The 27,000-nt window shown below is 59.7% G+C and carries 25 protein-coding genes; 15 read left to right on the top strand and 10 right to left on the bottom strand.

Translation table 11 applies throughout. The features are described 5' to 3' along the window. Nucleotides 1–34: 34 nt before the first annotated feature. From PSEBG33_RS06205 to PSEBG33_RS06220, 5 genes are all read right to left on the bottom strand, one after another. Nucleotides 35–1,363, bottom strand: coding sequence for an imelysin family protein (locus tag PSEBG33_RS06205; RefSeq protein ID WP_005790795.1), 1,329 nt, complete (start codon nucleotides 1,361–1,363; stop codon nucleotides 35–37). A 126-nt stretch (nucleotides 1,364–1,489) separates the two neighbouring features. After that, nucleotides 1,490–3,541, bottom strand: coding sequence for a putative bifunctional diguanylate cyclase/phosphodiesterase (locus PSEBG33_RS06210; RefSeq protein ID WP_005790793.1), 2,052 nt, complete (start codon nucleotides 3,539–3,541; stop codon nucleotides 1,490–1,492). Between the two features lie 193 nt (nucleotides 3,542–3,734). After that, nucleotides 3,735–3,944 carry a hypothetical protein gene (locus tag PSEBG33_RS27705; RefSeq protein WP_143508477.1) on the bottom strand — a complete coding sequence of 70 codons (210 nt, stop codon included), beginning with the start codon at nucleotides 3,942–3,944 and terminating at the stop codon, nucleotides 3,735–3,737. A gap of 156 nt (nucleotides 3,945–4,100) precedes the next feature. Continuing rightward, nucleotides 4,101–4,697 (bottom strand): superoxide dismutase, encoded by a 597-nt coding sequence (locus PSEBG33_RS06215; protein WP_003212997.1) that lies wholly within the window; start codon nucleotides 4,695–4,697, stop codon nucleotides 4,101–4,103. Between the two features lie 178 nt (nucleotides 4,698–4,875). Then, the gene (locus PSEBG33_RS06220; RefSeq protein ID WP_005790791.1) at nucleotides 4,876–5,475 is read right to left on the bottom strand and encodes a LysE/ArgO family amino acid transporter; all 600 of its coding nucleotides are present in this window, start codon (nucleotides 5,473–5,475) and stop codon (nucleotides 4,876–4,878) included. 100 nt (nucleotides 5,476–5,575) lie between these two features. Here PSEBG33_RS06220 and PSEBG33_RS06225 point away from each other — a divergent pair, with 100 nt between their 5' ends. The 10 genes from PSEBG33_RS06225 to PSEBG33_RS06270 all read left to right on the top strand — a co-directional run bounded on the left by PSEBG33_RS06225 (nucleotide 5,576) and on the right by PSEBG33_RS06270 (nucleotide 16,875). After that, nucleotides 5,576–6,469 carry a LysR family transcriptional regulator ArgP gene (locus PSEBG33_RS06225; RefSeq protein ID WP_005790790.1) on the top strand — a complete coding sequence of 298 codons (894 nt, stop codon included), beginning with the start codon at nucleotides 5,576–5,578 and terminating at the stop codon, nucleotides 6,467–6,469. A gap of 52 nt (nucleotides 6,470–6,521) precedes the next feature. Continuing rightward, nucleotides 6,522–7,520, top strand: a complete 999-nt coding sequence (locus tag PSEBG33_RS06230; protein ID WP_005790787.1) for an NAD-dependent epimerase/dehydratase family protein — start codon at nucleotides 6,522–6,524, stop codon at nucleotides 7,518–7,520. 126 nt (nucleotides 7,521–7,646) lie between these two features. Then, nucleotides 7,647–8,471 (top strand): hypothetical protein, encoded by an 825-nt coding sequence (locus PSEBG33_RS06235; protein WP_005790785.1) that lies wholly within the window; start codon nucleotides 7,647–7,649, stop codon nucleotides 8,469–8,471. Between the two features lie 228 nt (nucleotides 8,472–8,699). Continuing rightward, complete coding sequence (locus PSEBG33_RS06240; protein WP_005790783.1) at nucleotides 8,700–9,959, top strand: AGE family epimerase/isomerase; 1,260 nt, start codon at nucleotides 8,700–8,702, stop codon at nucleotides 9,957–9,959. A 104-nt stretch (nucleotides 9,960–10,063) separates the two neighbouring features. Next, a complete protein-coding gene (locus PSEBG33_RS06245; protein ID WP_005790782.1) occupies nucleotides 10,064–11,350 on the top strand; it encodes an ABC transporter substrate-binding protein in 1,287 nt (428 codons plus the stop codon). A 181-nt stretch (nucleotides 11,351–11,531) separates the two neighbouring features. Next, nucleotides 11,532–12,440 carry a carbohydrate ABC transporter permease gene (locus PSEBG33_RS06250; protein WP_005790780.1) on the top strand — a complete coding sequence of 303 codons (909 nt, stop codon included), beginning with the start codon at nucleotides 11,532–11,534 and terminating at the stop codon, nucleotides 12,438–12,440. Continuing rightward, entirely contained in the window at nucleotides 12,433–13,278 is an 846-nt protein-coding gene (locus PSEBG33_RS06255) for a carbohydrate ABC transporter permease (RefSeq protein ID WP_005790778.1), read from the top strand. The genes PSEBG33_RS06250 and PSEBG33_RS06255 overlap by 8 nt, the downstream gene beginning before the upstream one ends. A 2-nt stretch (nucleotides 13,279–13,280) precedes the next feature. Beyond that, nucleotides 13,281–14,444 carry an ABC transporter ATP-binding protein gene (locus PSEBG33_RS06260; protein ID WP_005790777.1) on the top strand — a complete coding sequence of 388 codons (1,164 nt, stop codon included), beginning with the start codon at nucleotides 13,281–13,283 and terminating at the stop codon, nucleotides 14,442–14,444. Nucleotides 14,445–14,581: 137 nt separating this feature from the next. After that, complete coding sequence (locus tag PSEBG33_RS06265) at nucleotides 14,582–15,931, top strand: carbohydrate porin (RefSeq protein ID WP_005790775.1); 1,350 nt, start codon at nucleotides 14,582–14,584, stop codon at nucleotides 15,929–15,931. Nucleotides 15,932–16,029: 98 nt separating this feature from the next. After that, nucleotides 16,030–16,875, top strand: a complete 846-nt coding sequence (locus tag PSEBG33_RS06270) for a D-hexose-6-phosphate mutarotase (protein ID WP_005790774.1) — start codon at nucleotides 16,030–16,032, stop codon at nucleotides 16,873–16,875. 121 nt (nucleotides 16,876–16,996) lie between these two features. On the opposite strand, the gene PSEBG33_RS06275 is transcribed toward PSEBG33_RS06270, so the two are convergent. Further along, nucleotides 16,997–17,857 (bottom strand): MurR/RpiR family transcriptional regulator, encoded by an 861-nt coding sequence (locus tag PSEBG33_RS06275; protein WP_169856377.1) that lies wholly within the window; start codon nucleotides 17,855–17,857, stop codon nucleotides 16,997–16,999. A 219-nt stretch (nucleotides 17,858–18,076) separates the two neighbouring features. On the opposite strand from PSEBG33_RS06275, the gene zwf reads away from it, so the two are divergent. Genes zwf through PSEBG33_RS06290 form a run of 3 tightly spaced genes read left to right on the top strand, consistent with a single transcriptional unit; the run spans nucleotide 18,077 to nucleotide 20,926 of the window. Beyond that, the gene (zwf, locus tag PSEBG33_RS06280; protein WP_005790770.1) at nucleotides 18,077–19,543 is read left to right on the top strand and encodes a glucose-6-phosphate dehydrogenase; all 1,467 of its coding nucleotides are present in this window, start codon (nucleotides 18,077–18,079) and stop codon (nucleotides 19,541–19,543) included. Then, entirely contained in the window at nucleotides 19,530–20,243 is a 714-nt protein-coding gene (gene pgl / locus PSEBG33_RS06285) for a 6-phosphogluconolactonase (RefSeq protein ID WP_032803690.1), read from the top strand. The genes zwf and pgl overlap by 14 nt, the downstream gene beginning before the upstream one ends. Nucleotides 20,244–20,260: 17 nt before the next feature. After that, nucleotides 20,261–20,926, top strand: coding sequence for a bifunctional 4-hydroxy-2-oxoglutarate aldolase/2-dehydro-3-deoxy-phosphogluconate aldolase (locus tag PSEBG33_RS06290; RefSeq protein ID WP_032803689.1), 666 nt, complete (start codon nucleotides 20,261–20,263; stop codon nucleotides 20,924–20,926). 112 nt (nucleotides 20,927–21,038) lie between these two features. Here PSEBG33_RS06290 and PSEBG33_RS06295 read toward each other — a convergent pair whose 3' ends face one another. Together PSEBG33_RS06295 and PSEBG33_RS06300 are read right to left on the bottom strand one after the other, a co-directional pair. Further along, nucleotides 21,039–22,214 carry an aminotransferase class V-fold PLP-dependent enzyme gene (locus PSEBG33_RS06295; RefSeq protein ID WP_005790763.1) on the bottom strand — a complete coding sequence of 392 codons (1,176 nt, stop codon included), beginning with the start codon at nucleotides 22,212–22,214 and terminating at the stop codon, nucleotides 21,039–21,041. 10 nt (nucleotides 22,215–22,224) lie between these two features. Next, on the bottom strand, nucleotides 22,225–22,461 hold the full coding sequence (locus PSEBG33_RS06300) for a DUF3820 family protein (protein ID WP_005790761.1): 237 nt from the start codon (nucleotides 22,459–22,461) through the stop codon (nucleotides 22,225–22,227). A 204-nt stretch (nucleotides 22,462–22,665) separates the two neighbouring features. On the opposite strand from PSEBG33_RS06300, the gene PSEBG33_RS06305 reads away from it, so the two are divergent. Then, a complete protein-coding gene (locus PSEBG33_RS06305) occupies nucleotides 22,666–23,133 on the top strand; it encodes a ferritin-like domain-containing protein (protein WP_003175720.1) in 468 nt (155 codons plus the stop codon). Nucleotides 23,134–23,276: 143 nt separating this feature from the next. Here the strand turns inward: PSEBG33_RS06305 and PSEBG33_RS06310 are convergent, their stop codons facing one another. Then, nucleotides 23,277–23,747: a MaoC family dehydratase gene (locus tag PSEBG33_RS06310; RefSeq protein WP_003193747.1), complete on the bottom strand. Its 471-nt coding sequence runs from the start codon at nucleotides 23,745–23,747 to the stop codon at nucleotides 23,277–23,279. Between the two features lie 56 nt (nucleotides 23,748–23,803). Next, nucleotides 23,804–24,748, bottom strand: a complete 945-nt coding sequence (locus tag PSEBG33_RS06315) for an alpha/beta hydrolase (RefSeq protein WP_005790758.1) — start codon at nucleotides 24,746–24,748, stop codon at nucleotides 23,804–23,806. A 210-nt stretch (nucleotides 24,749–24,958) separates the two neighbouring features. On the opposite strand from PSEBG33_RS06315, the gene fadD2 reads away from it, so the two are divergent. After that, nucleotides 24,959–26,647 carry a long-chain-fatty-acid--CoA ligase FadD2 gene (gene fadD2 / locus PSEBG33_RS06320; RefSeq protein WP_005790757.1) on the top strand — a complete coding sequence of 563 codons (1,689 nt, stop codon included), beginning with the start codon at nucleotides 24,959–24,961 and terminating at the stop codon, nucleotides 26,645–26,647. The last annotated feature ends 353 nt before the right edge of the window (nucleotides 26,648–27,000 follow it).

Genomic DNA, 27,000 nt, shown 5'->3' with positions numbered 1-27,000 from the left:
GGAGGGGCGGTGCGACCGCCCCTCCCACGCGGGATCAGAACTCGTGATCAGCGCTGTCCGGGTTCAGGTCACTGATGCCCAGCTTGCCGGCAGCGGCCTCGATCGAACCGGTCTGCTTGACCAGGGCGGCAATCGCGTCGCGTACGATCTGGTTGCCCTTGTCGTTGCCTGCGGCGATCAACTGGTCGTAGTGCTCGCCGGGGTTGGCGCGGTCGACCATGACCTGGATCTTCGCTTCGGTTGCTGCCAGGTCCGCCTTGAGAGCGGCATCGGCAGCCGGATCGGCCTTGGCCACCAGGGACGACAGGCTGGCGCCGGTCAGCTTGGTGCCGTCAACGCGGGTGTATTCACCCAGATAAACGTTGCGGATGCCCTTGGCGTCGTAGAACTGCGAATTGTGGGTGTTATCGCTGAAGCAGTCATGTTCGTCTTCCGGCGAATTGGCTTCCAGGGACACCTTCATGCGCTCGCCGGCCAGCTCGCCCAACGACAGGCTGCCCATGCCGAACAGCATTTTACGCAGGCCGTCGGTAGCCGGATCCGACTCCAGGGTGGCGCGGTAGTTGTCTTCGACGTTGGGTTTCCAGTTGCCGACCATTTCTTCCAGGTCGCTGACCAGCAGTTGAGTCACTGCGCGCAGGTAAGTGCGGCGGCGCTCATTGTGACCGCCGGTGGCACCGTCACCCGTCAGGTAGTCCGAGGCCGGACGGTTGCCCGCGCCTGGGCCGGTGCCGTTGAGGTCCTGGCCCCAGAGCAGGAATTCGATGGCGTGGTAGCCGGTGGCAACGTTCGCCTCGGAACCGCCCAGCTCATTGAGGCTGGCGAGTTTTTCCGGGGTGATTTCCTTGACGTCGATCTTGTCTTCGCCGACCTGGATCTCGCTGTTGGCAATGATGTTGGCGTTGGCGCCCGGGTTACCCAGGGCGTGCTCGTAGGACTTGTCGACGTAGTCGATCAAGCCTTCGTCCAGGGGCCAGGCGTTCACTTGGCCTTCCCAGTCGTCGATGATGGTGTTGCCGAAGCGGAACACTTCACTTTGCAGGTACGGGACGCGCGCGGCGATCCAGGCGGTACGGGCCGCTTTCAGGGTTTCGTCGTTCGGGTTGGCGAGGAAGGTGTCGACCGCAGTCTGCAGGGTTTTCGCGGTGGATTCGGCATCGCTGTATACCGCAAACACCATGTCTGCGTAGTGCGCGACAACCGCCTTGGCGGCTGCTTCGTCGACCTGGCCGGCAGCCGGTGCGGTTGTGCTGGCGGCGGCGGGTGCTTGAGGCGCGGCGGCCTTGTCTTTACCTTCGCCACAACCGGCGAGAGAAATGGCAATGGCCAGCAGACTGGCGGTGGCCAGGGGCATACGAATCATGGCGAACATCCTGCTTCGAGTGTGAATAGGGCGCGCGGGGAGCGCAAAAGCTGCGACATAATGCGAAAGATTTGCATTTTGTGTAAAGGCTTATACGCGGGAAATATTTGGTATTGGTTGGTTAATTCACAGACTCACTGCGTTATTACGCTCGGACTGCTTCAAATAAGCCGCCAGCTCCCGCGCCTGCAGCGGTTTGCTGTAGTGATAACCCTGACCCTCATGGCAGCCTTCGGAGATGATGTACGCCTCTTGTTCGGCGGTCTCCACGCCTTCGGCAATCACCTGCATACCCAGGCTTTTGCCCAGTTGGATGATGGCGCGCACGATCGTTGCGTCATCGTCATCATCCTGCAGGTCCTGGACGAAGCTTTTGTCGATCTTGATCTTGTCCAGCGGCAAGCTTTTCAGGTAGCTCAGGGATGAATAACCGGTGCCGAAGTCATCAATGGCGATCAGCGCCCCGGAGCGACGCAGGCTCAGCAGGTGCTGGGCGGCGGTGCTGATATCTTCCATCAGGCCGGTCTCGGTCACTTCCAGTTCCAGGCTGCGGGGCGGCAAGCGATAGATCTGCATCAGGTTGTTGACCACCCGCGGCAACTCGGTGTGGTGCAGTTGCACGGTGGACAGGTTGACGGCGATGCGCAGCGTGGTGAAGCCCTGATCGTGCCATTCGCGCAGTTGCCGGCACGCCTGGTCCAGCACCCATTCGCCGATCGGGATGATGGTGCCGTTCTGTTCCGCCAGCGGAATAAACAGATCCGGCGGTACCAGGCCGTGTTCCGGGTGTTGCCAGCGCAACAGGGCCTCTACGCCGACTACGCGATGGTCGCGGTAGCTGATTTGCGGCTGGTACACCAGGTGGAACTGGTCGCGGCTCAGCGCATCGCGCAGGTCCTTTTCCAATTCGCGGCGCCGGCGCATTTCGCTGTCGACGCTGGCGATATAGAACTGATAGCGGTTGCGCGAGCGGCTCTTGGCCAGGGTCATGGTCTGCTCGGCTTTTTGCAGCAACTTCTCGGTGCTGTCGCCATCTTCCGGGAACAGCGTGATGCCGATGGTGGCACGCAGCCTGATCAGGTCATGCTCAAACGCGAACTCCGCCTCCAGGTCATCCAAAATGCTTTGCGCCAGTTCGGCGGCTTCGTAGGGCTGGTCGATATCGGCCTGCACCAGGGCGAACTGGTCGCCGCCCAAGCGGGCAAGCGTGCCGAGGCGTCCGCTGTGGGCGCGCAGGCGATCGGCCAGGGCCAGTAGCAGTTTGTCGCCGGCCTGGTAGGTGAATTGTTCGTTGACGCTCTTGAAATCATCCAGCCCAACGCACAACACCGCCACCCGGCGCTGCCTGCGGCCGGCGTCAGTGAGGATCTTGTCCAGCTGTTCCTGCAGCTTCTGGCGGTTGGGCAGGCCGGTCAGGAAGTCATATTGAGCCATGCGCAACAGGCTGGATTCGGCCTCGTGGCGCAGGTGGGTATTGCGCTCGATGGATTCGAGCAACTGGTTGGCGGTGTTTATCCACTGCCCCAGTTCGTTGCGTTCGTGGCCCTTGAGCTGAGGGATCTTGTGTGCGCTGGGGCGGTCCGGGTTGATCGAGGTCAGGTGCTGGATAATCCGTGACAGCGGTTTGGTCAGCATCCAGTGATACACCAGGTACAGCACCAGCCCCATGGCCAGGGCGCGCAATACGCCCGAGATAAAGATGATGACCGAGCTGACCAGAAAACCTCTGCCATAGGTGGCGGTATCCAGGGTGATACTGAGGTCGCCGTAATATTCGCTGTAGGGGCCTTTGCCGACCAATGCGGTGGTAAAGGAGCGTTCCTGGCCGAGAATCAGGTCGGTCAGCCAGCGGCTGGGGGATTGCTGCAACGCACGGCTTTTTTCCGCCAGCATGGTCTCGTTGGGATGACCGATGGAGGCCATGCGCACGGCGTCGTCCTGGAACAATCCTTCGATCACCTGCATACCCATCTCGCGGTCCAGGCTGTAGACGGCCTGGGTCGAAGGGTCGCGAAACATGTCGAGGATGCGTTGCGCATCGCCAGCCACAGCCTGGCGTGTCTTGTAGGCATCAAAAACGATCTGCGCCACGCTCAACGCCACGCCGACGATCAAGGCCGACAGCAGCACAACCCGTAGCAACTTCACCGACAAGCTGTTTTTGAGTTCCAGCTTCAAAGGGGCATTCCTTGTCTCATGCGGGTGGCCGTCAATATGCCATGAGTATTGGCAATCTGAGGATGGCAGTCAAAGGGACATTGGGGCCGCAGCTTAATTGAGGTTTTGGCCGGATAAACGCAGGAAAGGTCAGGGGGCTCAAAGCCCTGCAGCGGAGAAGGCGGAGGAGGTCCGCCTTCGAGTGGGTGACGATTTAAGAAAAATCGATTTTACCCTGGGGCTTTGGCGCTTCCCCACCGATCTTGGAGCTTTCACCGGCCATGTCCAGGACTTTGCTTGCCATGTCCAGGACTTTGTTTCCGGCATTCATTGCACCGTTTGCCAGATCCAGCCCTTTATCAACAACACCCGCGACCATTGGGATCGCACCTGCAACCCCTGCTGCCATCGAAATAGGATCCATCGTTATTCTCCACATTTAATTAGAACCAGGAGGTTTATTCCTCCTGGCGTTTGTGTGGTGAATTGTTACTGTTGAGTTCCGCTATTTCTGGGCGGTCTGCCTGGCGCGCACAAAAAAGCCCGGCAATCGCCGGGCTCTCTTTACTGAGCGCGCTGCTTAGGCAGTGAAGGTCTTGCCTTCGAACTGCTCAGCCACGAACTTCCAGTTGACCAGGTTCCAGAACGCTTCCACATACTTTGGACGCACGTTGCGGTAGTCGATGTAGTAGGCGTGTTCCCATACGTCGCAGGTCAGCAGCGGGGTGTCGCCGCTGGTCAGCGGGTTGCCGGCACCGATGGTGCTGGCCAGGGCCAGGGAACCGTCAGCCTTTTTCACCAGCCAGCCCCAACCGGAACCGAAGGTGCCGACGGACGTTTTGGTGAACTCTTCCTTGAACTTGTCGAACGAACCGAACGCAGCGTTGATGGCTTCAGCCAGTGCGCCGGTTGGTTGGCCGCCGGCGTTTGGCGCCAGGCAGTTCCAGTAGAAGGTGTGGTTCCAGACCTGAGCGGCGTTGTTGAAGATGCCGCCCGAGGAAGACTTGACGATTTCTTCCAGGGTCTTGCCTTCGAACTCGGTGCCAGGCACCAGGTTGTTCAGGTTCACGACATAGGTGTTGTGGTGCTTGTCGTGGTGGTATTCCAAGGTTTCCTTGGAGATGTGCGGCTGCAGGGCATCGTGTGCGTAGGGCAGCGGCGGCAATTCGAAAGCCATGATGATTCTCCTAATCAGGTCAGTTGCGGTGAGCGCAAGGCCGATCACGGGCGGCCAAACATGCGCCGGGGAGTTTGTACTCTTTGCGGCGCAGGGGTCCGATCATAGCACCGGGGGTGCGGCATAACCACGCAACAACTGTGTGGGATAGAGGTTCCAGCGCGTTTTCAACTATTGGTCAGGCGCTGATCAATTGATAGGCCACCGAGAACATCATCACCGCCACCAGCAAGTCCAGCAGGCGCCAGGTGGCCGGGCGTGCCAGCCAGGGTGCCAGCCACGCCGCGCCGAGTGCCAGGGTGGTGAACCAAAGGAACGAAGCGCTGGCTGCACCGGCCACGTAGGCCCCCGGTTCGGTTTGTTGCGCGCCCAGGGAACCGATCAGCAGCACGGTGTCCAGGTACACATGGGGGTTGAGCAGGGTCACCGCCAGCGCGCTCAACAGGACCGCGCGCAATGAGCGGGTCTTGAGACTGGCATCCTGATCCAGGCTTTGTTTCGAACAGGCCCGGCGCAGCGCACATGCGCCATACCACAGCAGAAACGCCGCGCCGCCCCAGCGTGCCACCGCAAGCAGTATCGGGCTTTGTGCCAGCACGGTGGCCAGGCCGAACACCCCGGCGGCCACCAGCAGCGCATCGCAGATCACGCACAAGGCCGCGACGGGCAAGTGATGCTCGCGGCGCAGGCTTTGCGCGAGGACGAACGCGTTCTGGGTGCCGATTGCCATGATCAGCCCGAGGGCCACCAGCAAGCCATTCATATAGCTCTGCCACATACTGAGGAATCCTTGTTGATGCTTAAACGATGCTGGCTATGGTGCGGGTCGGGCCTGTATAAGAAAAACCAATATTGCTGATCGCTCATTAGGAAAACTGATGTTCGACTATAAATTGCTTTCTGCCCTCGCGGCGGTGGTGGAACAAGCCGGCTTCGAGCGCGGCGCCCAGGTGCTGGGGCTGTCGCAGTCGGCGATCTCCCAGCGCATCAAGCTGCTGGAGGCGCGTATCGGGCAACCGGTGCTGGTACGGGCCTCGCCCCCAACCCCGACCGACATCGGCCGACGCCTGCTCAACCATGTGCAACAGGTACGTTTGCTGGAGCGTGACCTGCAAAGCCAGGTGCCGGCGCTGGACGAGGAAGGTATGCCCGAGCGCTTGCGCATCGCCCTGAATGCCGACAGCCTGGCCACCTGGTGGGCCGAGGCCATCAGCGACTTCTGCGCCGAACAGCACTTGCTGCTGGACCTGGTGGTCGAAGACCAGACCGTGGGCCTCAAACGTATGCGCGCCGGTGAGGTCGCGGCCTGTATTTGTGCCAGCGAGCGTCCGGTGGCTGGTGCTCGCAGTCTGTTACTGGGCGCCATGCGTTATCGGGCGTTGGCCAGCCCGGCGTTTATTGCCCGGCATTTCCCGGGAGGCGTGCGCGCCGATCAATTGGCGCGCACGCCGGCGCTGGTGTTCGGCCCGGATGATTTCCTGCAACACCGTTACCTGGCTTCCCTCGGGGTGAACGGAGGTTTCGAACACCATCTATGCCCGTCGTCCGAAGGTTTTATTCGCCTGACGGAAGCCGGTCTCGGGTGGGGCCTGGTGCCCGAGTTACAGGTGCGCGACCAGATGGAAACCGGCGTATTGGTGGAGTTATTGCCAGATAAGCCCATCGATGTGCCGCTGTACTGGCATCATTGGCGCAGTGGCGGGCAACTGTTGGGCTTGTTGACCGACCATCTGGCCCAGGTTTGTGGCCACTGGTTGGTGCCGTTGAAGTGATGGCGAGCGTCAAGGCCACAGCGATGAAAAACGAAAGAACACGGAGTACTACATGAAAATTCTGGTCACCGGCGCAAGCGGCTTCATCGGCGGGCGCTTTGCGCGTTTTGCCCTTGAACAGGGCCTGGATGTGCGGGTCAACGGGCGACGCGCCGAGGGTGTCGAACACCTGGTCCGGCGCGGTGCCGAGTTTATCCAGGGTGACTTGAATGATGCCGACCTGGTGCGTGACCTGTGCCGCGACGTTGAAGCCGTGGTGCATTGCGCCGGCGCCGTCGGGTTGTGGGGCAAGTATCAGGACTTTCACCAAGGCAATGTGCTGGTCACTGAAAATGTGGTCGAAGCCTGCCTCAAGCAGCGCGTGGGACGCCTGGTGCACCTGTCGTCGCCGTCGATCTACTTCGACGGCCGCGACCATTCAGGCATCACCGAAGAGCAGGTACCCAAGCGTTTCAAGCATCCTTATGCCGCCACCAAATACCTGGCCGAGCAGAAGGTCTTCGGTGCCCAGGAGTTCGGTCTTGAAGTGCTGGCCCTGCGCCCGCGTTTTGTCACCGGTGCCGGCGACATGAGCATCTTCCCGCGGCTGTTGAAGATGCAGCGCAAGAACCGCCTGGCCATCGTCGGCGACGGCCTGAACAAGGTCGACTTCACCAGCGTGCACAACCTCAATGAAGCGCTGCTCAGCAGCCTGCTCGCACCCGGCTCGGCGCTGGGCAAGGCGTACAACATCAGTAACGGCGCACCGGTGCCTATATGGGATGTGGTCAATTATGTGATGCGGCAAATGGAGCTGCCCCAAGTGACCCGTTATCGGTCTTACGGTTTGTCCTACGGCGTGGCGGCCTTGAATGAGGCGTTCTGTGCGATGTGGCCGGGGCGGCCGGAGCCTTCGTTATCGCGGTTGGGCATGCAGGTGATGAACAAAGATTTCACCCTGGACATCAGCCGTGCCAGGCATTATCTGGACTACGAGCCCAAGGTCAGCCTGTGGGCCGCACTCGATGAGTTCTGCAGTTGGTGGAAAGCCCAGGATTCGGGCCTCAAGTAAGCTCATAACCAGCAACACATCGGGAACCGAATTCGCCGGACCGTGTCGACCTATGCGTCTGGAGCACGGTTTATACTTGCGCCGCTCGGCCTCTGAGCAGCCACCTCATTGATTCAAGGTAGATTCATGCGTAACGATGCAAAAGACGACTTCGACAATGTGCCCAGCCTGCGGGCAGACCTCGGGGACGACGATGATTTCGTGCCGACTGCCGCCACCTCGGTGCGCTCGCGAACCACACCAGTGGTCAACGTTAAAAGAGCCAGCACCGGCCCATTGTGGGCGTTGGTGGGCGCACTGCTGATTGCTTTCGCTGGCCTGGCCTGGTGGAGCTTCCAGCAGATTTCCCTGATGGGCCAGCAACTGGTCGCCACCCAGGAAAGCTTCGCCCGCATCAGCGAGGAAGCGGCGGGGCGCCTGCAGGATATTTCCGGCAAGGTCGTGGCCAGCGAAGCCAGCGTGAACAACGGTAGCGAGGCGCTGAAATTGCAGATCAAGCAGTTGCAAGCCCAGTTGCAGGAGCAGGGCAAGCAACAGTTGGGCGTCGCCGGCCAAGCCACCGAGCTGGACAGTCGCCTGGCCCAGATGAGCGCCAGCACCACCGAACTGACGGCGGCCAATACCAAGCTGCAAGGCCAGGTGCAGGCCCTTACTGACGCTGTCGCCAGCCTCACGGCAGCACAGGCCGAGAGCAAGGGCCTGGCCACCGATGTGGCGGCCTTGAAGAAACAAGGCAACCCAAGCGCGGCCATCGCCCGTCTCGAGCAGGACTTGCTGGTGCTCAAGAGCGCCCAGGAAAACCAACCGGCCAATATCGACGCGCCGACCAACAAGGAGTTCGACGTGTTCCGCATCCAGACGACGCGCAATATCACCACCTTGCAGAGCCAGGTGCAGAATCTGAACCAGCGCCTCAATGCGCCTGCTGCGGCCACACCGCTGGGTCAATGAACGCAAATCGTCCTCTGTAGGAGCGAGCTTGCTCGCGAAAAACGTTAACGATCACGCAGGTTTCCTGGAATAAGCGCGGCGCTCGTGAGCTTTTCGCGAGCAAGCTCGCTCCTACATTAGGGTGTTGATTGTCACCATTTGGTGACATTTACCATCCCCTTCGTTACTTGCCCTTGCCGCGCCCTTGTTTAGACTCCGGTCATCCCAAAAAAACAATAAGGGCCACCCATGACCACCCATCCACTGCCTGCCAGCAGTTGGCTGAATGCACCTGCCCATCACGCTTGGCTCGCCGCAGAAGGCCAGTGCCTGTTGGCGTTCGCCAAGGCTTCGCGGTTGCCGGAAGGGTTCGGCAACCTGGACGATAAAGGCCAGTTGCCCGCCAATGCCCGCGCCGAAACCATGAACACCGCCCGTATGACCCACAGTTTCGCCATGGCCCATGCCATGGGGCTGCCCGGTTATGCCGAGTTGGTGGCGCATGGGATGACGGCTCTGAGCGGTCCGCTGCGCGACAGTGAGCACGGTGGCTGGTTCGCCGCGCCCCAAGCCCTGGATGGCAACACCGGCAAAGCGGCATACCTGCATGCATTCGTGGCCCTGGCCGCCAGCTCTGCGGTGGTGGCTGGCGCGCCGGGTGCGCAAACCCTGTTGAACGACGCCATTCATATCATCGACCAGTTCTTCTGGAGCGAGGAGGAGGGCGTCATGCTTGAATCTTTCGCCCGGGACTGGAGTGGTGTCGAAGGCTATCGCGGCGCCAACAGCAACATGCACGCCACCGAAGCCTTCCTGGCCCTGGCCGATGTCACCGCTGACAGCCGTTGGCTGGACCGTGCGCTGCGCATCGTCGAGCGGGTGATCCACACTCACGCCGCCAGCAACCAGTTCATGGTGATCGAGCACTTTGACGCGCAGTGGAAACCTCTGCTGGGCTACAACGAAGATAACCCCGCTGATGGGTTTCGCCCCTACGGCATCACCCCTGGGCACGGCTTCGAATGGGCGCGGCTGCTGCTGCACCTGGAAGCTGCACGTCTGCAGGCCGGGCTGGATACGCCGGATTGGTTGGTTGACGACGCCAAAGGGCTGTTTGCCAGCGCCTGTGAATATGCCTGGGCCGTGGATGGTGCACCGGGCATTGTCTACACTTTGGATTGGAACCGGCGCCCGGTTGTACGCGAGCGTTTGCACTGGACCCACGCAGAAGCCAGCGCCGCTGCTCAGGCACTGCTCAAACGTACGGGTGAACTGCATTACGAGATCTGGTATCGACGCATCTGGGAGTTTTGCGAAACCCACTTCATCGACCGGCTCCATGGCAGTTGGCACCACGAACTCAGCCCGCACAACCAACCCAGCAGCAAAATCTGGGGCGGCAAACCTGATCTGTACCATGCCTGGCAAGCTGTCGTGCTGCCTGCGTTACCCTTGGCACCCAGCCTGGCCAGTGCATTGGGCAGCGGACGATATGTCACCAAGTGGTGACATTTGTGCGTCCCTTTGTTACCTGCACCTGGAAAATCCCTGTTTAAACTCCGTGCAGCGCAAGCTCTAGACTTGCATGCATAACAACAAGAAAAGGTACTCAGATGAACGCGATTAATCGCCTCGCCGTTGCTATTTCCATTGCCTCGTTGTTTCCCCTCAGTGCATTTGCCGCCGACTCCAAAGGTACGGTGGAAGTGGTGCATTGGTGGACGTCCGGCGGTGAAAAAGCGGCTGTGGATGTCCTGAAGGCCCAAGTTGAGAAAGACGGCTTTACCTGGAAAGACGGTGCTGTTGCAGGTGGCGGCGGCGCCACCGCCATGACCGTGCTGAAAAGCCGTGCGGTTGCCGGCAACCCACCGGGCGTAGCCCAGATCAAAGGCCCCGACATCCAGGAATGGGCGTCCACTGGCCTGCTCGACACCGACGTGCTCAAAGACGTCGTCAAAGAAGAAAAGTGGGATTCCCTGCTCGACAAGAAAGTCTCCGACACCGTGAAGTACGACGGTGACTACGTGGCCGTACCGGTGAATATCCACCGCGTGAACTGGCTGTGGATCAACCCGGAAGTCTTCAAGAAAGCCGGTATCACCAAGAACCCGACCACCCTCGAAGAATTCTACGCAGCCGGCGACAAGCTCAAGGCTGCAGGCTTCATTGCGCTTGCCCACGGCGGCCAGCCTTGGCAGGACAGCACCGTGTTCGAAGCGGTAGTGCTCTCGGTCATGGGCGCAGATGGCTACAAGAAAGCCCTGGTCGACCTGGATAACGACGCCCTGACCGGTCCGCAAATGGTCAAGTCCCTCACTGAACTGAAAAAAGTCGCGACCTACATGGACGTGGACGGCAAAGGCCAGGACTGGAACCTCGAAGCCGGCAAGGTCATCAACGGCAAGGCCGGTATGCAGATCATGGGTGACTGGGCCAAGTCCGAGTGGACTGCCGCCAAGAAAGTCGCCGGCAAGGACTACGAGTGCGTAGCGTTCCCTGGCACCGACAAAGCCTTCACCTACAACATCGACTCCCTGGCGGTGTTCAAGCAGAAAGACAAAGGCACTGCCGCAGGTCAGCAGGACATTGCCAAAGTCGTGCTGGGTGAAAACTTCCAGAAAGTGTTCAGCATCAACAAGGGCTCGATCCCTGTGCGTAACGACATGCTGACCAAGATGGATTCCTACGGCTTCGACTCCTGCGCCCAGACCGCCGCCAAGGACTTCCTGACCGACGCCAAGACCGGCGGCCTGCAGCCAAGCATGGCGCACAACATGGCCACTACCCTGGCGGTGCAAGGTGCGTTCTTTGACGTAGTGACCAACTACATCAACGACCCGAAAGCCGACCCGGCCGACACCGCCAAGAAGCTGGGTGCTGCGATCAAGTCGGCCAAATAACACTTGGTAGCGGATTTTTGTGGGAGCCGGGCTTGCCCGCGATGCAGGCAACTCGGTGTACCGGTTACACCGAGGTGATGCCATCGCAGCGGTGCGACGATTCGACAAGCCAGCTCCCACACAAACCGCGTTCGACAAGAGACTCACCTTGTAGTCCTTTTTCCCTGTAGTGGATTTTCCCATGAGTTCTGTTGCTGTGTTCAGCAAGGCCTCGCCGTTCGATGTGCTGCAACGCTGGCTACCCAAACTGGTGCTGGCGCCGAGCATGTTCATCGTGCTGGTGGGCTTTTACGGCTACATCCTGTGGACGTTCGTGCTGTCGTTCACCACTTCCACGTTCCTGCCCAGCTACAAGTGGGCGGGCCTGGCTCAGTATGAGCGGTTGTTCGACAACGACCGTTGGTGGGTGGCGAGCAAGAACCTGGCGCTGTTCGGCGGCATGTTCATTGGCATCACCCTGGTGATCGGCGTGACGCTGGCGATTTTCCTCGACCAGAAAATCCGCCGCGAAGGCTTTATCCGCACCATTTACCTGTACCCGATGGCGCTCTCGATGATTGTCACCGGTACCGCCTGGAAATGGCTGCTCAATCCGGGCATGGGCCTGGACAAACTTCTGCGGGATTGGGGCTGGGAAGGCTTCCGTCTCGACTGGCTGATCGACCCCGACCGCGTGGTCTACTGCCTGGTGATCGCCGCTGTGTGGCAAGCCTCGGGCTTTATCATGGCGATGTTCCTGGCTGGCCTGCGTGGGGTTGATCAATCGATCATTCGCGCCGCCCAGATCGACGGCGCCAGCCTGCCACGCATTTATTGGAGCGTGGTGCTACCAAGCCTGCGTCCGGTGTTCTTCAGTGCGGTGATGATCCTGGCGCACATTGCGATCAAGAGCTTCGACCTGGTGGCGGCGATGACCGCGGGTGGCCCGGGCTATTCGTCCGATCTGCCGGCGATGTTCATGTACTCGTTCACCTTCAGCCGTGGCCAGATGGGCATGGGCTCGGCCAGTGCAATCCTGATGCTCGGTGCGATCCTCGCGATCATCGTGCCGTACCTCTACTCCGAGCTGAGGACCAAACGTAATGACTAGTCTCGCCTCCAAACCTGCCATCAGCCTGAGTCGTATCGCGATCTATGCGGTGCTGATCCTCGCCGTGCTGCTGTACCTGGTGCCGCTGGTGGTGATGCTGCTCACCAGCTTCAAGACTCCCGAAGACATCAGCAGCGGCAACCTGCTGAGCTGGCCGACCGTGGTCAGTGGCATCGGCTGGGTCAAGGCCTGGGCCACTGTGGATGGCTACTTCTGGAACTCGATCAAGATCACCGTTCCAGCCGTGCTGATTTCCACCGCCATCGGGGCCTTGAATGGGTATGTGCTGTCGTTCTGGCGCTTCCGAGGTTCGCAACTGTTCTTTGGATTGTTGCTGTTCGGCTGCTTCCTGCCGTTCCAGACCGTGCTGCTGCCCGCGTCGTTCACCCTCGGCAAAATGGGTCTGGCGAGCACAACCACCGGCCTGGTGTTTATCCACGTGGTCTACGGCCTGGCGTTCACCACGCTGTTCTTCCGTAACTACTACGTAAGCATCCCGGATGCGCTGATCAAGGCGGCACGCCTGGACGGTGCGGGTTTCTTCACCATCTTCCGGCAGATCATTCTGCCGATGTCGACGCCGATCATCATGGTCTGCCTGATCTGGCAGTTCACGCAGATCTGGAACGACTTCCTGTTCGGCGTGGTGTTCTCCAGTGGCGACTCCCAGCCCATCACGGTGGCGCTGAACAACCTGGTCAACACCAGCACCGGGGCCAAGGAATATAACGTGGATATGGCGGCGGCGATGATCGCCGGGCTGCCGACCCTGCTGGTCTATGTGATCGCAGGCAAGTATTTCGTGCGCGGCCTCACGGCCGGCGCGGTCAAGGGGTAATCATGGCTACGCTTGAACTTCGCAATGTAAACAAAACCTACGGCGCCGGCCTGCCCGACACCTTGAAGAACATCGAAGTGTCGATCAAGGAAGGCGAATTCCTGATCCTGGTCGGCCCTTCGGGGTGCGGCAAGTCCACGCTGATGAACTGCATCGCCGGCCTTGAGACCATCACCGGCGGCGCGATCATGATCGGTGATCAAGACGTGAGCGGCATGAGCCCCAAGGACCGCGACATCGCCATGGTGTTCCAGTCCTATGCGCTGTACCCGACCATGAGCGTGCGCGAGAACATCGAGTTCGGTCTGAAGATCCGCAAGATGCCGCAAGCCGACATCGACGCCGAAGTTGCACGCGTGGCCAAGCTGCTGCAGATCGAACACCTGCTCAACCGCAAGCCAGGCCAACTGTCCGGTGGCCAGCAGCAGCGTGTGGCCATGGGCCGAGCGCTGGCGCGGCGGCCGAAGATCTACCTGTTCGACGAACCGCTGTCCAACCTCGACGCCAAATTGCGCGTCGAGATGCGCACCGAAATGAAGCTGATGCACCAGCGTCTGAAAACCACCACCGTCTATGTCACCCACGACCAGATCGAAGCGATGACCCTGGGCGACAAGGTGGCGGTGATGAAGGACGGCATCATCCAACAATTCGGCACGCCGAAAGAAATCTATAACGACCCGGCGAACCTGTTTGTGGCAAGCTTTATCGGTTCACCACCGATGAACTTCGTGCCTTTGCGCCTGCAACGCAAGGACGGTCGTCTGGTCGCGCTGCTGGACAGCGGCCAGGCCCGTTGCGAGCTACCGCTGAGCATGAACGACGCCGGGCTTGAAGACCGTGATGTGATCCTCGGCCTGCGCCCGGAGCAGATCGTGCTGGCTGCGGGCGAGGGCAACGGCTCGTCGAGTATTCGTGCCGAAGTCCAGGTCACCGAGCCGACCGGCCCGGACACGCTGGTGTTTGTGCAGCTCAACGACACCAAGGTCTGCTGCCGCTTGGCGCCGGACGTCGCGCCGCAGGTGGGCGAGACCCTGACGCTGCAATTCGACCCGGCCAAGGTGTTGCTGTTTGACGCCAAGACCGGTGAGCGATTGGGGACTGCTGGCTCACTGGGGGCATCTGTGGGAGCCGGGCTTGCCCGCGATGGCGTCACCGCGTTGTAACTGCAGGACCGAGGCGCCTGCATCGCAGGCAAGCCCGGCTCCCACAGGAAAAAGAAGATAACCAGTTGTTTTAATTAAAAAATGTAACCCGCGTTAGATAAAAACAGTTTAATAACAATAAAGACGAGGATGTAGGGATGAAAAAGCAACACAACAACACCCGGCTGATCTGCCAGCTGTCAGCGGTAGCAGCCCTGGTTTTGTCCGCCAATGCGATGGCGGATGAAGCCTTCAGTGCCGATTCCAAGTGGATGACCGGCGATTGGGGCGGCGAGCGTACCAAGCTGATCGAGCAAGGTATCGACATCAAGGCCGACTACGTTGGGGAGATGGGCTACAACGCTCACGGTGGCTACAACGACGACAAGACCGGTCGCTACTCTGACCAGTTTGGTCTTGGCGTGGCACTGGACCTGCAAAAACTGTGGGGCTGGGATAACACCCAGGCCAAGATCCAGTTGACCAATCGTAATGGCGAGAACATCTCCAACGACCGTATTGGCGACCCGCGTGCCGGCACCTTGAGTTCATCGCAGGAAGTGTATGGCCGTGGCCACATGGTGCGTCTGACCCAACTGTGGATCCAGCACCAGTTCCTCGACGGCAAACTGGACGTCAAAGCCGGTTACTTCGGTGAAGGCGAAGACTTCAACACCTTCCCCTGCGAGTTCCAGAACCTGGCGTTCTGCGGTTCGCAAGTGGGTAACTGGGCCACCAACATCTGGTACAACTGGCCCGTCAGCCAGGCCGCTCTGCGTGTGAAATACCACATCACGCCTGAACTGTATGCGCAAATTGGCGCGTACAACCAGAACCCATCGCAAACCGAAATGGGCAACGGCTTCAAGCTCAGCGGTAGCGGCACCAAGGGCACCGTGTTGCCAGTTGAATTGGTGTGGTCGCCGAAGGTCAATGGCCTGCCGGGCGAGTACCGCGTGGGTTACTACAAGAGCACGGCTGACGCTGATGATGTGCGCGAAGACGTCAACGGCGGCGACGCTGGCGCCACTGGCGATGCCCTGCGCGTTCGCAACAGCAAAAGCGGCTACTGGGGCGTGGTGCAACAGCAACTCACCACCCACAACGGTGATGCCTCCCGTGGTCTGAACGTTGCGGCTAACGTCACCTTCCACGACAAGGACACCAACTTCATCGACAACTATCAGTCGCTGATGTTTGTGTACAAGGGCCCGTTCGATGCGCGTCCAAAGGATGACATCGGCATCGGTTTTGCCCGTATCCATGTCAACGATGACGTGAAGAAAACCGCAGAGCTGCGTAACGCGGCGGGTGGTTTCACTGACTACAGCCAGGCCGGTTACATGCCGCTGCAAGGTACCGAATACAACTACGAAATCAACTACGGCTTCCATGTCACCAATTGGCTGACCGTACGCCCTAACCTGCAATATATCACCCACCCAGGTGGTGTGGATCAAGTCGACAACGCCTTGGTCGCCGGCCTGAAAATTCAGTCTACCTTCTAACGCTGTTGCGATAAGCTCCTCTCTCTGTGCGCATTTGCGGGTAGCCATGGCTATCCGCTTTTTTTTGGCTTGCACTGTGATATTCGGAACCTGTGCACATGCATGAGCAACCGCTGCAACGCTTTTTCAAATCCCTGCGCGAGCGACCGGTGTTCGCCTGGGAGCGCTTTCAGATGCGCGATGTGTTGGTGATCGACCACCCCCTGTGCCAGGCGGTGTTCAGTCGCCAGGGTGCGCAATTGCTGCACTTTCAACCGACGGGCCAGAAGCCGTGGCTGTGGTGTGCCGCCAAATGGCCGCAAGTCGGGGCTATCCGTGGTGGCGTACCGGTGTGCTGGCCGTGGTATGGCCGTCACCCCAGCGAAAACGCATGGCCGTCCCATGGCTGGGCGCGCTTGATCGACTGGAAACTGCTCGATAGCAGCACCGATGACGATGGCGTGCGCCTGCACTGGCAATTGCAATTGTGCGACTGGCAGGTGGACTTGCACGCACACCTGGGTGAAACCCTGGAACTGCGCCTGAGCACCGAGCATCAGGACGAGTTGCCGTGCCAGTTGAGCCATGCTTTGCACGCTTACTGGCGTATTGGTCACGTTGACGAGGTAGCGCTGTCTGGGCTCGACGGCGCGCAAGGTTATGATCAGCTCAACCGTCAGGTCTGCCAGCAGGAAGGTGAACTGCGGGTCGATGGCGGTTGCCAGCGGGTGTTCCAGCATGAGGGCGAACTACAGCTCAAGGACCACGCCTGGCAGCGTGAACTGTGCATCGACACCGGCGACAGCGCCGACACGGTGGTGTGGCATCCGGGGAGCCGGCCATTACTGGGCGTGAGCTTTAACGAGGCGTCGGGGTTTGTGTGTGTGGAGTCGGCGATGGCCGGGGCGAGCCTGGCGCCGGGGGAGAGGGCGCATTTGAGTCTGCAGGCTCGGGCTGGAGCTTAGCGGTGTGGCTGATGGCGCTATCGCAGGCAAGCCAGCTCCCACATTTGAAGGTATTCACACATCAAACTGTGGGAGGGGGCTTGCTCCCGATGGGGCCAGTGCAGCCACCACAGGTCCAGTCTTAGTTGAACTCATCCCCTACCGGATACCGGCTGTCATTCAAGCTCTCTTTGATCTTGCGCAAATGCGGCTGGAAATCTACCCCACGGCGCAACGTCATGCCGGTCGCCAACACATCCAGCACCGTCAATTGAATGATCCGCGAGGTCATCGGCATATAGATGTCGGTGTCTTCCGGCAGCGGGATGTTCAGGCTTACCGTACTGGCCTTGGCCAAAGGCGAGTTCTCGGCGGTTACGCCCAGCACCGACGCACCGTTTTCCCGGGCGATACGCGCCACTTCCACCAGCTCGCGGGTACGCCCGGTGTAGGAAATGATCACAAACAACTCACCGGTATGCGCCACCGAAGCGATCATGCGCTGCATCAGCACATCCGCATGAGCGGTCACTGCCAGGTTGAAGCGGAAAAATTTGTGCAGCGCATCCATGGCCACCGGCGCCGAGGCGCCCAGGCCGAAGAAGTGAATCTGGCGCGCCTGGATCAACAAATCCACGGCTTTGCTGATCAGCGCCGGGTCCAGGGCCTGGCAAGCGCTGTCCAGGGACGCGATGGCGCTGCCAAAGATCTTCTGGGTGTAGGCCTCGGGGTTATCATCGGCCTCCACGGCACGGCTGACATACGCGGCGCCACTGGCCAGGCTTTGCGCCAGCTGCAATTTAAGTTCAGGGTAACCGCTGACGCCGAACGAACGGCAGAAGCGGTTGACCGTCGGTTCGCTGACCGAGGCGGCCTGGGCGAGGGCGGCGATCGAGAAGCGTGTAGCCTGCTGCGGGTTGAGCAGGATGACTTCAGCGACTTTGCGCTCGGCCTTGTTTAATTCTTCGAGGCGGTTCCGGATCTGTTCCAGAAGATTTCGCACGCGGTCCATTCAGTCTTTCCTTCGGGCGACGATGCAAATAAAGGGCGGCAACCAATCGACGACTGGCTTTTCGCGGTGGCCTATCCTACTGAGGGTAGCTGAACACCACCACTCGCAATGCGTATTTCCGGAAAATGTTGTGGTTATTACTACATTTTTCCTTGAGTGATGCCTTGAAAAAAGGTATTTGTAGCTTAACTTGATAAAAGAACAAACATCATGCCTTCGATAACCGTAGAACCCTGCACCTTTGCCCTGTTTGGCGCCTTGGGTGATCTGGCGCTGCGCAAGTTATTTCCTGCCCTCTATCAACTCGATGGCGCCGGGCTGCTGCACGACGATACGCGCATCCTGGCCCTGGCCCGTGAAGCCGGCAGCGAGCAGCAACACCTGGCCCATATCGAAAAAGAATTGCGTAAATACGTCGGCAAGGAACTCGACGAAGCCGTGGCCGTGCGCTTCCTTGCGCGCCTGGCCTACGTGCATGTCGACTTCATGAAGGCTGACGACTACGTCGCCCTTGCCGAGAAGGTCGGCAGCGAGCAACGCCTGATCGCCTACTTCGCCACCCCTGCGGCGGTGTACGGGGCTATCTGCGAGAACCTGTCCAAGGTGGGCCTGGCGGAAAACACCCGCGTGGTCCTGGAAAAGCCCATCGGTTCGGACCTGGAATCCTCGCGCAAGGTCAACGACGCCGTGGCGCAGTTTTTCCCGGAAAACCGCACCTACCGTATCGACCACTACCTGGGCAAAGAAACCGTCCAGAACCTGATCGCCCTGCGTTTCGCCAACAGTTTGTTCGAAACCCAGTGGAACCAGAACTACATTTCCCACGTGGAAATCACCGTGGCCGAGCAGGTCGGCATCGAAGGCCGTTGGGGTTACTTCGACAAGGCCGGCCAGCTGCGCGACATGATCCAGAACCACCTGCTGCAGTTGCTGTGCCTGATCGCCATGGACCCGCCGGCCGACCTGTCCGCCGACAGTATCCGCGACGAGAAGGTCAAGGTGCTCAAGGCCCTGGCGCCGATCAGCCCCGAGGGCCTGACCACCCAGGTGGTACGCGGCCAATACATTGCCGGCTACAGTGCGGGCAAAGCCGTGCCGGGTTATCTGGAAGAAGACAATTCCAACACCCAGAGCGACACCGAAACCTTCGTCGCCCTGCGTGCCGATATTCGCAACTGGCGTTGGGCCGGGGTGCCGTTCTACCTGCGTACCGGCAAACGTATGCCGCAAAAGCTGTCGCAGATTGTCATCCATTTCAAGGAACCGTCCCACTACATCTTCGCCCCCGAGCAGCGCCTGCAGATCAGCAACAAGCTGATCATTCGCCTGCAACCGGACGAAGGTATTTCCTTGCGCGTGATGACCAAGGAGCAGGGCCTGGACAAGGGCATGCAACTGCGCAGCGGGCCACTGCAACTGAATTTTTCCGACACCTATCGCAGCGCACGCATCCCGGATGCCTACGAGCGGTTGTTGCTGGAAGTGATGCGCGGCAATCAGAACCTGTTTGTTCGCAAAGATGAAATCGAAGCCGCGTGGAAGTGGTGTGACCAGTTGATCGCCGGCTGGAAAAAGTCCGGTGATGCGCCCAAGCCGTATGCGGCGGGGTCCTGGGGGCCGATGAGCTCGATTGCACTGATTACGCGGGATGGGAGGTCGTGGTATGGCGATATCTGAATTGAAACTGCCTCAGGGCGTTACTGCCCATGAGTACCGTACGCCCACGCTGCTGGCCGATGGCCTGGCCCATGACGTGGCCGAACAACTGCGCGCTGCCATCAGCGCCCGTGGCGAGGCGACGCTGGTGGTGTCCGGTGGACGCAGCCCCGTGGCGTTTTTCCAGAACCTGGCCAAGCAGGGCCTGGACTGGTCCAAGGTCACCATCTCCCTTGCGGATGAACGCTGGGTGCCGGTAGAGCATGCCGACAGCAATGCCGGCTTGTTGAAGAAGCACCTGCTGCAAGGCCCGGCGGCCAAGGCCCAGTTCCTCAGCCTTTACAGCGCCACGGCCAATCTTGAAGACGCTGCCGAGCAGGCCGATCGCCTGCTGGCCGAACTGCCCGGCATTGATGTGCTGGTGCTGGGCATGGGCGATGACGGCCACACCGCCTCGCTGTTCCCCAACAGCCCCAACCTGGCAGAAGCACTGAAGGCCGACGGTACTCGCCGTTGCTGGCCGATGCTGGCGCCAACCGTGCCGCACCAGCGCCTGACCATGAGTCGTGCGCTGCTGGCGACGGCCAACTACACCGTGCTGTCGATTTCCGGCAGTTCGAAATTGACCACCTTGAGCGCAGCGCTGGCCAGCGACGATGTTGCTGCCATGCCGATTCGCGCGTTTTTGCAACCTACTCTCGAGATTTACTGGTGCCCATGAGCCAAGGATCAGCCGCTATGAAAAGCCCTCAACCGACCGTGTCCATGGCGGATAAAGTTGCCTTGATCGACAGCCTCTGCGCCAAGGCGCGGATCCTGCCGGTGATTACCATCGCCCGCGAGCAGGACATCCTGCCGCTGGCCGATGCCCTGGCAGCTGGCGGTTTGACCGCGTTGGAAGTGACCCTGCGTTCCGAGTTCGGCCTCAAGGCCATTCAGGTCTTGCGTGAGCAACGTCCTGAGCTGTGCACCGGTGCCGGTACCGTGCTTGATCGTCACATGCTCGAAGCGGCCGAAGTGGCAGGTTCGCAATTTATCGTTACCCCTGGCATTACCCGCGACCTGCTGGAAGCCTCGGTACACAGTCCGATCCCGCTGCTGCCAGGCATCAGCAACGCCTCCGGCATCATGGAAGGCTACGGCCTGGGTTATCGCCGCTTCAAGTTGTTCCCGGCCGAAGTCAGCGGCGGCGTCGCGGCCATCAAGGCGCTGGGCGGCCCGTTTGGCGAAGTGAAATTCTGCCCGACCGGCGGCGTTGGCCCGGCCAATATCAAAAGCTACATGGCGTTGAAAAACGTGATGTGCGTGGGCGGTAGCTGGATGCTTGATCCTGAGTGGGTCAGGAACGGCGACTGGGCACGCATCCAGGAAGTTACCGCACAGGCGCTGGCGCTGCTGGACTGAGCGGATTTACAGAATCGTTGTTGCTGTGCTTAACGGCATTTTTGCGGTGCACTTGGTCGGTGTGCCGCTTTTTTTTGCCTCTGGAAAATCCCCCGGCTCACCAAAAAACAGTTTAATCCTTGCTCAGCTCGGTAATGGCGTTGACCAGTACGCCGATATCCGCCGCCGTTGTCACCAACCCCGGCGTCACCCGAATACAGGTGCCAAACGCCGCTCCTGTTCGCGTGGTGGTGAACAGGTCGTATTCCTTGAGCAGCCTGTCCACCATTAACTGCTGATCGCGCCCGATGAACTTGAATGCAGTGATGCCGCAATACAAGCGCGGATCATCCGACGTCAGCACTTCAATCCCCGCCAATGGCCTCACCTGGCTTACCCACAGATCTCGCAGGTAATTGACCCGTGCGCCCTTGGCCGCCGCGCCACCCAGGTCTCGATGCTCTTCAAATACCAGCGGCAAAGTCATCAGCGCTGGGAAGTTGGGTGTGCTGTAGGACGTACGAGCGCGCACGTCAGTGGCGGGGTAGTGAAACTCGCCCATGTCCGGGTCGATATCGGCCAGGCGTTCCGGGGCGATGTACATAAAGCCCAGCGTCAGCGGTGCGCCAATCCATTTGTGCAGGTTGAAGCCCGCAAATTGGATGCCCAGTTCGGCGAGGTTGAACTCGATCTGGCCGAGGGCGTGAGCGCCGTCGAGGATCACGTCGATCCCCTGCTCCCGCGCAGCCTGGGCGATGGCCGCAACGGGCATCACCAGGCCGGTGCGGTGAGTGACATGCGTCAGGGCCATCAGTTTAAGGCGCGGATACTGCGCGAACGCCTCGTTATACGTCTGCACCAGGCTGTCGAAACTGGCCGGGTGGGTGTGTGACACCTCGATCACCTCCACGCCGCGAACATCGGCAAGCCAGCGCATGGCGCCCTTGACCGTGTCGTACTCCAAATCGCTGATCAGCACCTGGTCGCCGGGTTGCAGGCGGTTGTAGTTGCGGATCAGCGACTGTAAGGCTTCGGTAGCGTTGCGCGTGAAGGCGATCGACTCGGGGTCGACGTCAATCAATGCCGCCAGCGTGCGGCGAATCTCGACGTTTTCACCTTGCTCGAAACGTTGGCGCACATGTACCGAGTTGCTGCGGTTGATAAAGCTGATGTGCTCAAGGTATTGCGCTTGCACTGCACGGCTCATACGCCCGAAGTAGCCGTTTTCCAGGTTGATCGGCCCGGGTTGCAGCTCATAGCGCTGGGCGATGGTGTGCCAGTGGCGTTCGTTGTCGGCATTCCTTGGCATGGCGAGTCTCTCAATGGCGGGGGGCGGGTTTGCCGTGTTTGGCACGCAGTGGTTCGAGCAGTTCGGCCAGGCCGTTGTGGTCGATTTCCTGCATCAAGGCCAGCAGACCGCCCAATTCGCCATGGGGGAAACCTTCACGGGCAAACCAGTTCAGGTAGGGGCCGGGCAGGTCGGCGATGATCCGGCCCTTGTATTTGCCGAAGGGCATTTCGCGGGTGATCAGCAGTTCGAGTTTTTCAGGATTCATGAGCTTCGCGGGATTGAGGCGAGGTCTTCGAAAATACAGGCATTCTGCATGAAGGCCAAATGACAGATCATGCAAATAACGCACATACAGATGGTTCAATATTTCTTAAGTTATTGAAATTAATAGATAAATTTGTTTTTTAAAACCTGGCACGGGCGCTGCAATAACCAAGACACCCTTCTAACCCGTACAAGGAATTGAAAAATGACTGACATCAATAAAGAATCGATCTCCGTACTGAACGACCTGATCGAAACCAGCATCGACGGCCAAAAGGGTTTCAAGGAATGCGCTGAAGATATCAAGCATCCGGAACTCAAGGCTCTGTTTGCCAAGCGCTCTGCTGATTGCGCCACTGCCGCCGCTGAATTGAAAACCGCCGTGCGTGCCCTGGGTGGCGATCCGGAAGATTCCGGCAGCGTAGCAGGTGCTCTGCACCGTGGCTGGGTCGACGTGAAGTCGATGGTCACTGGCAAGGATGAAGAAGCGGTATTGAACGAAGCCGAGCGCGGTGAAGACCACGCACTGAAGGCTTACCGTGAAGCGATCGAGAAGATCAACAAGCACAACCTGCTGGGTATTCGTGACCTGGTGGAGCGTCAGTACCACGGCGTACAGCGCAACCACGACCAGGTAAAAGCCCTGCGTAACCAGGCTCGTGCTCAGTCCTGAGACCTGCACAGTAACAATTGTGGGAGGGGGCTTGCTCCCGATAGCGGTAAGTCAGTCGACCTATTGAGTGACTGACTCACCGCGATCGGGGGCAAGCCCCCTCCCACATTTGTATTGTGTAAATGCTGAGATTGCAGTCAGCCTCAGCCGATGCTGATCGGCGGCAACTCGGTCAACGTCACCACCTGCTGCTTGCGCGGCGCCAGAATCTCTGCCTCGCCATCTACCACCAACTCATCACGCTGGTTGAATACGCGTGTAGCGATGCGTACGCGAAACTTCGGCAGTTTTTCAAGGATTTCCAGGCGCACGGTAAGGGTGTCGCCAATCTTGACCGGTTTCTGAAAGGTCATCTGCTGGCCGATATAAATCGTGCCCGGCCCAGGCAGCTCGCAGGCTACGGCCGCACTGATCAGCGCACCGCTGAACATGCCGTGGGCGATGCGCTCCTTGAACATGGTTGCCTTGGCGTATTCGGCATCCAGGTGCACCGGGTTGTGGTCGCCGGACATGGCGGCAAACAACTGGATATCACGCTCTTCGACGGTCTTGCTGAAGCTGGCGGTCTGGCCCACTTCGAGCGCCTCGTACGGGGTGTTGGTTACCTGGGTCATCTAAAGGTGCATCCTGTGGCTTATCGGTAATTAATCGGCTGATTTTAAAGCAAAAACTATTCGCAGCGGGTTGGCCTGCGCAACGTCAGCGCCTGTTCCAGCCAGCTCAGAAGGTCGGCGGTGACTTCATCACGGTTGGTTTCGTTGAATACTTCATGCCGCGCCTGCGGGTAGAGGTTCAATTGTATGTTCTGGCAGCCGGCCTCACGCAGGGCATGGGCCAAGTCCTTGAGACGCTTGCCTTCACTTACCGGATCACATTCGCCGCCCATCACCAGGATCGGCAGGCCCGGGTCGATCTGCGCGAGATTGGACGCTTTGCTGATTTGCTGCAAGCCGCCCAGCAGGTCGATCCACAACTGGTTGGTGCAGCGAAAACCGCAGAGCGGGTCGTTGATGTACTTGTCGACTTCGTCCGGGTCGCGGCTCAGCCAGTCGCAGGCGGTGCGGTTGGGTTTGAACGCTTTGTTGAACGAGCCGAATGACAGGAACTCGATCAACGCACTGCGGCCGCGCAACCCCTGGCGCATTCGTTCGATACGTGCGATCAGGCGTGCCGCGCTATACAGCGCTACCGGCTGGAAATTCGAACCGCTGAGAATCGCGCCATGCAGGCTGGCGCTGTGGTGCAGCAAATAGCCCTGGGCGATGTAGCTGCCCATGCTGTGGCCGAGCAAAATAATCGGCAGGTCCGGTTTTTGCTGGCCGATATGCTGGTTGAGGCTGGCCAGGTCGCCGACCACTTTGTTCCAGCCATCCTTTTCAGCGTACAGCCCCAGGGTGCCCTCATCGGCAGTACGCCCATGGCCGCGCTGGTCCAGCGCATACACCCCGTAGCCGGCGCTGCACAAGGCGTCGGCCAGGCGAGCATAACGACCACTGTGCTCGGCCATGCCGTGGGAGAGCATCACCACCGCCTTGGGCGGGGTGTCTGGCAGCCATTGGTTGACGTACAGGCGGCTGTGGTCATTCGCGGTCAGCCAGAAGGTGCTGTGGGTCATGGCGGCTTCCTTTGCTCAGGGTCGTTGGAGTGTATAGCTCATTCGCAGAGTTGCGGGGTATCTGCCTACACGTTAGACGCAAGATTCATACAATCAATGACACGATTTAGCGTATTTGCCTGTTTGCTCATAGCTGCTAACGTCCCCAAAGCTCCGCTTTTTATAAACGCTTAAAGCGGCCGGACACACTCAGGTAAGAGGACAAGAATAATGCAACCTGATTTCTGGAATGACAAACGCGCGGCGGGCGTTCCCAATGACATCGACCTCACGACCTACAAGTCGGTGATCGAAGTTTTCGAGCGTTCCTGCAAGACCTTTGCCGACCGTCCGGCGTTCAGCAACATGGGCATTACCCTGACCTACGCCGAGCTTGAACGCCAAAGTGCGGCGTTCGCCGGTTACCTGCAACAGCACACCGACCTCAAGCCTGGCGAGCGCATCGCGGTGCAAATGCCTAATGTGCTGCATTATCCGGTTGCGGTATTCGGCGCATTGCGCGCCGGGCTGATCGTGGTCAATACCAACCCGCTGTACACCCCTCGTGAGATGCGCCACCAGTTCAAGGACGCAGGTGTGCGGGCGCTGGTGTACCTCAACCTGTTCGGTTCGCGAGTGCAGGAGGTCTGCACCGACACCGAGATCGACTACTTGATCGAAGCCAGGATGGGTGACTTCATGCCCGCCGCCAAAGGCTGGCTGGTCAACACCGTGGTCGACAAGGTGAAGAAGATGGTCCCGGCCTACCACCTGCCACGGGCCGTGTCGTTCAAGCGTGCGTTGCGCATGGGCGCGGGCCTTGGGGTGACGCGCCATCCGGTAACCCTGGAGGACATCGCCGTGCTGCAATACACCGGCGGGACCACCGGCCTGGCCAAGGGCGCGATGCTCACCCATGGCAACCTGGTGGCGAACATGCAGCAGGTGCGGGCGTGCATGTCGCAACTGGGTGAAGACGGCCACCCGCTGATCAAGGAAGGGCAGGAGGTCATGATCGCACCGCTGCCGCTGTACCATATCTATGCATTTACGGCGAATTGCATGTGCATGATGGTGTCCGGCAACCACAACGTGCTGATCACCAACCCACGGGACATTGGCGGCTTTATCAAGGAGCTAAAGCAGTGGCGGTTCTCCTGCCTGCTTGGGCTCAACACCCTGTTTGTGGCGTTGATGGACCACCCGGATTTCAAGAGCCTGGATTTCTCCCATCTCAAGATCACCAACTCCGGCGGCACCGCTCTGGTCAAGGCCACGGCGGAACGGTGGAAGGCGCTGACCGGTTGCTCCATCGGCGAAGGCTACGGCCTCACCGAAACCTCACCGGTGGCCAGCACCAACCCTTACGGCGGTCTATCGCGCCTGGGGACCGTAGGTATTCCGGTGCCGGGTACGGCGATGAAGGTGATTGATGATGCAGGGCAGGAACTGCCGTTGGGCGAACGTGGCGAGCTGTGCATCCAGGGCCCGCAGGTGATGAAGGGGTACTGGCAGCAACCCCAGGCCACCGCCGAAACCCTGGACGCTGAAGGCTGGCTCAAGACCGGTGACATTGCCGTGATCGACACCGACGGCTATGTCAGCATTGTTGATCGCAAGAAAGACCTGATTATCGTCTCCGGCTTCAATGTCTATCCCAACGAAATCGAGGATGTGGTGATGGCCCACCCGGCCGTAGCCAGCTGCGCGGTGATCGGCGTGCCGGACGAGCGCACGGGGGAGGCGGTGAAGCTGTTCGTGGTAGCGCGAGCCCAAGGGGTGAGCCTTGAGGAGCTGAAGGCGTACTGCAAGGCCAACTTCACGGGGTACAAGGTGCCCAAGCACATTGTGCTGAGGGAGTCTTTGCCGATGACGCCGGTGGGGAAAATTCTGCGGCGCGAGCTTCGCGACATCGCCTGAATTGAAATAGGGTACAAAACTGTGGGAGCTGGCTTGCCTGCGATAGCAGTGTTTCAGTCACCTGTTGAATTGACTGATCCACCGCTATCGCAGCATGGGTATCTACACAACTCTGACGTAGCAACCATCAGTAACCACGATGCGAAGCGAGCCGCTCTTGATCTTGCTCTTGATCTGCTTTTGATCTGAGGCGCTCCGTTAAACCACGCTGGCCGGAATTCGACAGGGATTTGGGGCACACCGAGCCTGAGCGAGGTGCCGAGTGGTGGGGCGAAGGCCTTTTGCTTACTTTTGGGCCTCTCCAAAAGTGAGTCGCTGTAAGAGCGAAACCATAAGCGGCCGTTACCGCAGCA

The sequence above is a fragment of the Pseudomonas synxantha BG33R genome (assembly GCF_000263715.2).
Taxonomy (GTDB): Bacteria; Pseudomonadota; Gammaproteobacteria; order Pseudomonadales; family Pseudomonadaceae; genus Aquipseudomonas; species Aquipseudomonas synxantha_A.
The sequence above is the reverse complement of the archived record's forward strand: the minus strand, read 5'-3'. Positions and strand labels throughout refer to the sequence as shown.

What these genes read in the sequence shown, in the direction of transcription:
- PSEBG33_RS06205 (WP_005790795.1), bottom strand. Translation starts at nt 1,363, where the DNA reads ATGATTCGTATGCCCCTGGCCACCGCCAGTCTGCTGGCCATTGCCATT.
- PSEBG33_RS27705 (WP_143508477.1), bottom strand. Translation starts at nt 3,944, where the DNA reads ATGGATCCTATTTCGATGGCAGCAGGGGTTGCAGGTGCGATCCCAATG.
- PSEBG33_RS06215 (WP_003212997.1), bottom strand. Translation starts at nt 4,697, where the DNA reads ATGGCTTTCGAATTGCCGCCGCTGCCCTACGCACACGATGCCCTGCAG.
- PSEBG33_RS06220 (WP_005790791.1), bottom strand. Translation starts at nt 5,475, where the DNA reads ATGTGGCAGAGCTATATGAATGGCTTGCTGGTGGCCCTCGGGCTGATC.
- PSEBG33_RS06225 (WP_005790790.1), top strand. Translation starts at nt 5,576, where the DNA reads ATGTTCGACTATAAATTGCTTTCTGCCCTCGCGGCGGTGGTGGAACAA.
- PSEBG33_RS06230 (WP_005790787.1), top strand. Translation starts at nt 6,522, where the DNA reads ATGAAAATTCTGGTCACCGGCGCAAGCGGCTTCATCGGCGGGCGCTTT.
- PSEBG33_RS06235 (WP_005790785.1), top strand. Translation starts at nt 7,647, where the DNA reads ATGCGTAACGATGCAAAAGACGACTTCGACAATGTGCCCAGCCTGCGG.
- PSEBG33_RS06240 (WP_005790783.1), top strand. Translation starts at nt 8,700, where the DNA reads ATGACCACCCATCCACTGCCTGCCAGCAGTTGGCTGAATGCACCTGCC.
- PSEBG33_RS06245 (WP_005790782.1), top strand. Translation starts at nt 10,064, where the DNA reads ATGAACGCGATTAATCGCCTCGCCGTTGCTATTTCCATTGCCTCGTTG.
- PSEBG33_RS06250 (WP_005790780.1), top strand. Translation starts at nt 11,532, where the DNA reads ATGAGTTCTGTTGCTGTGTTCAGCAAGGCCTCGCCGTTCGATGTGCTG.
- PSEBG33_RS06255 (WP_005790778.1), top strand. Translation starts at nt 12,433, where the DNA reads ATGACTAGTCTCGCCTCCAAACCTGCCATCAGCCTGAGTCGTATCGCG.
- PSEBG33_RS06260 (WP_005790777.1), top strand. Translation starts at nt 13,281, where the DNA reads ATGGCTACGCTTGAACTTCGCAATGTAAACAAAACCTACGGCGCCGGC.
- PSEBG33_RS06265 (WP_005790775.1), top strand. Translation starts at nt 14,582, where the DNA reads ATGAAAAAGCAACACAACAACACCCGGCTGATCTGCCAGCTGTCAGCG.
- PSEBG33_RS06270 (WP_005790774.1), top strand. Translation starts at nt 16,030, where the DNA reads ATGCATGAGCAACCGCTGCAACGCTTTTTCAAATCCCTGCGCGAGCGA.
- zwf (WP_005790770.1), top strand. Translation starts at nt 18,077, where the DNA reads ATGCCTTCGATAACCGTAGAACCCTGCACCTTTGCCCTGTTTGGCGCC.
- pgl (WP_032803690.1), top strand. Translation starts at nt 19,530, where the DNA reads ATGGCGATATCTGAATTGAAACTGCCTCAGGGCGTTACTGCCCATGAG.
- PSEBG33_RS06290 (WP_032803689.1), top strand. Translation starts at nt 20,261, where the DNA reads ATGAAAAGCCCTCAACCGACCGTGTCCATGGCGGATAAAGTTGCCTTG.
- PSEBG33_RS06295 (WP_005790763.1), bottom strand. Translation starts at nt 22,214, where the DNA reads ATGCCAAGGAATGCCGACAACGAACGCCACTGGCACACCATCGCCCAG.
- PSEBG33_RS06300 (WP_005790761.1), bottom strand. Translation starts at nt 22,461, where the DNA reads ATGAATCCTGAAAAACTCGAACTGCTGATCACCCGCGAAATGCCCTTC.
- PSEBG33_RS06305 (WP_003175720.1), top strand. Translation starts at nt 22,666, where the DNA reads ATGACTGACATCAATAAAGAATCGATCTCCGTACTGAACGACCTGATC.
- PSEBG33_RS06310 (WP_003193747.1), bottom strand. Translation starts at nt 23,747, where the DNA reads ATGACCCAGGTAACCAACACCCCGTACGAGGCGCTCGAAGTGGGCCAG.
- PSEBG33_RS06315 (WP_005790758.1), bottom strand. Translation starts at nt 24,748, where the DNA reads ATGACCCACAGCACCTTCTGGCTGACCGCGAATGACCACAGCCGCCTG.
- fadD2 (WP_005790757.1), top strand. Translation starts at nt 24,959, where the DNA reads ATGCAACCTGATTTCTGGAATGACAAACGCGCGGCGGGCGTTCCCAAT.